The sequence below is a fragment of the Nocardia sp. NPDC101769 genome (assembly GCF_044766925.1).
Taxonomy (GTDB): Bacteria; Actinomycetota; Actinomycetes; order Mycobacteriales; family Mycobacteriaceae; genus Nocardia.
Genome location: NZ_JBIWMX010000098.1, coordinates 1 through 4,322, shown reverse-complemented (window position 1 = coordinate 4,322; position 4,322 = coordinate 1). Strand labels below are relative to the sequence as shown.

Genomic DNA, 4,322 nt, shown 5'->3' with positions numbered 1-4,322 from the left:
ACTCCGAGCACATCATCCCCGCCGAGCAACCCGAGCAAGTCGCCGCCGCGGTGCGCCGACTGGTCAACGCTCGAACATCGCAGGAGCAGTGACGCTGGTGGCCACTGCTGTCGTGGTGGTGGCCACCATGGTGGGGCCTGATGTCGGGATGTGAGGTGTCGGAGGAGATTCCGAGGGTGCCGAACGAACCGCTGCGGTGGCGTGGCCGTGAGTCGCGGTGGACGATCGCGTTGAAGATTGTGTAGACGGTCAGCAGCGCGAAGAAGATGGCCAGCGGCGCGAGCACGAGCACGAGGAGCCCCAGCACGATGTAGACGAAACTTGTCACCGGCGCAGCGTGCTGCGTGTGTCGCACGTGCGGCGTCAATACCGGAGACTCATCGCCGGCACGCTGCTGCCGACAACTTCGATCGTCTTGAGGTTCCGGACTGGCGCCGGTCCTGTTGAGAATCGATCGGTTCCGGGACTCGTTGCGGCAGGGCTCGAATCCCGGGCCCAAAAGCTTTGTCTCGCGATCGATTCAGCACTACCGGAGGCGGGAGGGCAGGGGTCTCGGTAGTAGTGGCGCAGAAAATAACGAAGTTGCTGCCGGTCAGCGTAGTTGTTCGGCCCCGGAGCCGAGGAGGCGGGCGAGGTCGCGCATGGCCTGCGGCGACGGTTTGAAGTATGCGGCAGACGCCTCGATAAATCTGTCGTGGGCCGCTCGCGCGGCATCCTGTGCCTCCGTGAGCGCCTCAGTGCTCGTGTAGGAGTCCAGCATGCTGTAGGCCGCGACAACCATGGCCTGGGCAGCGTCTTCAACTCTTGTGTCCGGTATGAGGATTCGCACCGAAACGAGGGGGCGGGTAATCGCTGACCGCGTGATGTGGGAAGCACGTCGCAATTCTTGAATCCGGGCTTCGGGGTCACCTCGCAGGTGAGCCTCGCCACGCATCCACATTGCCCGTCGGTGGTCTGACCCTGCGACCGCGAGGGAGGTCACGGACTCAAGTTGGTCGCGGCGTAATTGCGTGGCGGCTGCGGTCCGTTCGGCACGGCCGGCGCTCCTTTGTTGGAACAGCCCGGCAACAAGTAGTGCCAAGCAGGGTGCCGATGATGGCCAGGATCGTGGCGGTCATGGGGCACCGTATCTTGTTCTCGGAGTCGCAGTCACGCCAGTTTTCCGCCGATGCCAGCCGATCAGAAAGTCCGTCGGTCAGAGGCTCCCGGCACGTACGTCGTGCTCTGCTGCATCAGGACTTCGGCGCTCAGCCGCGACCAACACCGGCGCGTCCGGCAAGAAATAGCAACAGCCACAACCATTTTCGTGATATCTGGGGGCTCCACAGTCCCGGGCATCACTGCGTTAGCGCCGGATTCCGGCCGGATGCGCCACTACCCCCAAACTCACTCTGGATTTGTTATCAGTGGATGCATACTATGGGCGGGTCTTGATGTCGACACGGCGAATCGGCCGTGTTTGATCATGCGACCAGCCCGAGCGTACGAGCAGGTCGCGAAGGTGATCGACGCCGCCGACCCGGAAGCGAAGCCCGGGCAGGCCATCCCCCCGATCGTGCCCAGACCGGCGATGGTGATGGAAGCGGCCAGTCGGAGCGCGCCGCCAACCCAGCCATCAGGCTTACCTCCACTTCGACGGGATTCCCCAGCCCTGGCTGAAAGAGCTGGCCAAGCGCTGGGCACGCTGGCGGATATCGACCGGAAAGACCGCAGCGACGGCAGGATTGGGAACCAACGCGATTACGCAGTTCGCCGCGTTCCTCGCCGCGCAATCGACACCTGTCAACCGCTTGGCGGAGATCTGCCGACCCCTGCTCGAACACTATCTGGCGTTTCTGCACGCCACATACGGCGAGCGCCCCATACACACCGGCACCTGATCGGCCAGCTCAACCTGTTCCTGACCGCGATCCGCCAACACGGCTGGGACACAACGCTCCCGGTCAATGCCATGTTCTTCCCTGAGGACTATCCCAAGGAAGGTGAATGGCTGCCCCGAGCGCTCAGCGACCATGTCATGGCGCAGCTCGAGCGCGCCGACAACCTCGACCGCTGGACCATTCCCGTCTATCGGCTGGTGACACTGATCCTCATGCGCGGCGGACTGCGGGTCATCGACGCACTCGGGCTGGCCGTCGACTGCGTGGTCCGCGACCGTGACGGCGCACCCTACCTGCGGTATTTCAACCACAAAATGCGTCGTGAAGCGCTGGTCCCGATCGACGACGAACTGGAGCAGGCCATCACCCAACACCTGCAAACCTTGAACACCCAATGGCCGCAGGGCATTTCGCGGCTGTTCCCGAAGCCTCGCGACAACCCCGACGGGCGACTGCCAATAGACGGATCGGCATACCGCCGCGCCCTGCAACGTTGGTTGGCCAGCTGCGCCATCCAAGACGAGCACGGTCAGCGAATCCGGATCACACCCCACCAATGGCGACACACCCTCGGGACGCAGCTGATCAACCGCGACGTCCCGCAAGAGGTTGTCCGGCGCATCCTCGATCACGACTCCCACATGATGACCGCCCGCTACGCGCGGCTGTCCGACACCACCATCCGCCGACACTGGGAAGCCGCCCGCAAGGTCGGAATCACCGGAGAGGCAGTCACTCTCGACCCCCAATGGGCCACTCGCCGAAGCGGCCTGGGCCAAACAGCGTGTCGGTCGAGCAACCCAGGCTCTTCCCAACGGATATTGCTCATTGCCGCTGGTGAAGACCTGCCCGCACGCCAACGCTTGCTTGACGTGTCCGATGTTCGTCACGACCGCCGAGTTCCTCCCTCAGCACCGCCACCAACAGCAGCAGGTCATCGAGCTGATCTCATCGGCCGAGGCACGCGGTCAACAGCGGCTCGCCGAGATGAACCGACAAGTGCTGGGCAATCTGACCAGCATCATCACCGCGCTCGCAACCGATCCCGACACAGCAGTGCAGGGCACGCCGAATGCGAGCTGACAACAGCAAGCATCTTCTCGCCGCCGCCCGCCACCGGCACGAACTGGCCCGCAACAAGGCGATCCGAGCCATCCGTGAACTCGACGCCGCCGGGGCGACTGTGACGTTTCAGACCGTTGCCGCCGCGGCCGAGGTCTCGCGGTCTTGGCTTTACTCCCAGCCCGACATCCGAGACGAAGTCCAGCGACTTCGTGAACTGAATCGTCGCGCACCGGCCACATCGCTGCCAGCGCATCACCGCAGCAGCGATTCCTCGCTGGTCCGCCGCTTGGAAGTCGCAAATGCCCGCAATCGGGAACTGGCAGAGGAGAACCAGCGGTTACGTCGGCAACTCGCCCAGGCTCTGGGACAACTACGACATGCAGACATTCGCTCCGGCCCGGAACGGGCCGATACATCACCAACTCGCAGCCGCCATCGCAACTCCGTAACGATCGGCCCCTGCTGACCAACGCTCATCGCGCCCGCACCTGTTCGTCGGCGACACCGTCCCCGATGAACAGGGCCAGGTCAGCAGTCCACGACCGCGGATGGCTCTAGATAACGATCGTTCACGAGACACTCTCGGCCGCAGTAGGTTTCCGCAGGCCAGAACTGTAACGGTTGCCGTGTACGCGCCAACGTCAACCTGTCGGGGGTTCGCAATACACTCCGCGCCATGCGAATCGGCTACGGGCGGGTCTCCACCCGCGACCAGCACCCCGAAGCCAGCACGATGCGCTCACCGCGGCCGGATGCGAACAGATCTTCATCGACAAAGCCTCCGGCAAACTGGCCTCCCGGCCGGAGCTGACCAAAGCCCTGCTAGTGGCCAACCGACCCAAAGATCAACTGGTGGTCACCAAGCTCGACCGGCTCGGACGCTCCCTCGAGCACCTGATCGAACTGTCGAAGACGCTCCAGGACCGCGGTGTAGACCTGGTCGTGCTCGACCAGGGTATCGACACCTCCACCGCCGTCGGCCGCATGTTCTTCCAAATCCTCGGCGCGATAGCCGAATTCGAACACGCCCTGATGTCCGAACGCACCCGCGACGGGCTGGCCGCGGCCCGCGCCCGCGGCCGTACCGGCGGCCAGAAACCCAAACTTGGCCCCCGACAGGTCCGGCTGGCCCGGCAGATGTACGACGAACTCGACGAACACGGCAAGCGTCGCTACACCGTCGACCAGATCGCCGCCGAGTTCGGCGTCACCCGCCCGACCATCTACCGCCGCTTGAACAAGGCGACCCCCTAGCCGCACCGCGCCTGACCAGGAACTACGAGAACTGACACGAAAATATGGTGACCACCACGGGTGACCACGGGTGTTGGTGATTTATTCGGGTTGAGTAATGGGTTGGAGGGTGACCCGGTAGCC

Annotated in this window: 5 protein-coding genes and 1 pseudogene; 4 read left to right on the top strand and 2 right to left on the bottom strand. The window is 63.9% G+C overall.

What is annotated here, in order from left to right; genetic code table 11:
- Together ACIRRA_RS45430 and ACIRRA_RS45425 are read right to left on the bottom strand one after the other, a co-directional pair.
- The coding region (locus ACIRRA_RS45430) for a hypothetical protein (RefSeq protein ID WP_402782183.1) at positions 1-328 on the bottom strand (328 nt) is incomplete at its 3' end.
- Positions 329-592: 264 nt separating this feature from the next.
- On the bottom strand, positions 593-829 hold the full coding sequence (locus tag ACIRRA_RS45425) for a hypothetical protein (RefSeq protein WP_402782180.1): 237 nt from the start codon (positions 827-829) through the stop codon (positions 593-595).
- Positions 830-1,168: 339 nt separating this feature from the next.
- On the opposite strand from ACIRRA_RS45425, the pseudogene ACIRRA_RS45420 reads away from it, so the two are divergent.
- The 4 genes and pseudogenes from ACIRRA_RS45420 to ACIRRA_RS45405 all read left to right on the top strand — a co-directional run.
- Positions 1,169-2,494: pseudogene (locus ACIRRA_RS45420) on the top strand (tyrosine-type recombinase/integrase); the annotation flags it as partial.
- 265 nt (positions 2,495-2,759) lie between these two features.
- On the top strand, positions 2,760-2,963 hold the full coding sequence (locus tag ACIRRA_RS45415; RefSeq protein WP_402782186.1) for a hypothetical protein: 204 nt from the start codon (positions 2,760-2,762) through the stop codon (positions 2,961-2,963).
- Positions 2,953-3,411, top strand: coding sequence for a DUF6262 family protein (locus tag ACIRRA_RS45410; protein ID WP_402782177.1), 459 nt, complete (start codon positions 2,953-2,955; stop codon positions 3,409-3,411). The genes ACIRRA_RS45415 and ACIRRA_RS45410 overlap by 11 nt, the downstream gene beginning before the upstream one ends.
- A gap of 155 nt (positions 3,412-3,566) precedes the next feature.
- On the top strand, positions 3,567-4,199 hold the full coding sequence (locus ACIRRA_RS45405; RefSeq protein WP_402782174.1) for a recombinase family protein: 633 nt from the start codon (positions 3,567-3,569) through the stop codon (positions 4,197-4,199).
- Positions 4,200-4,322: the final 123 nt, after the last annotated feature.

Bases quoted from the DNA above. Each gene is read 5' to 3' on its own strand.
- ACIRRA_RS45410 (WP_402782177.1), top strand. From the start codon at position 2,953: ATGCGAGCTGACAACAGCAAGCATCTTCTCGCCGCCGCCCGCCACCGG.
- ACIRRA_RS45415 (WP_402782186.1), top strand. From the start codon at position 2,760: ATGTTCGTCACGACCGCCGAGTTCCTCCCTCAGCACCGCCACCAACAG.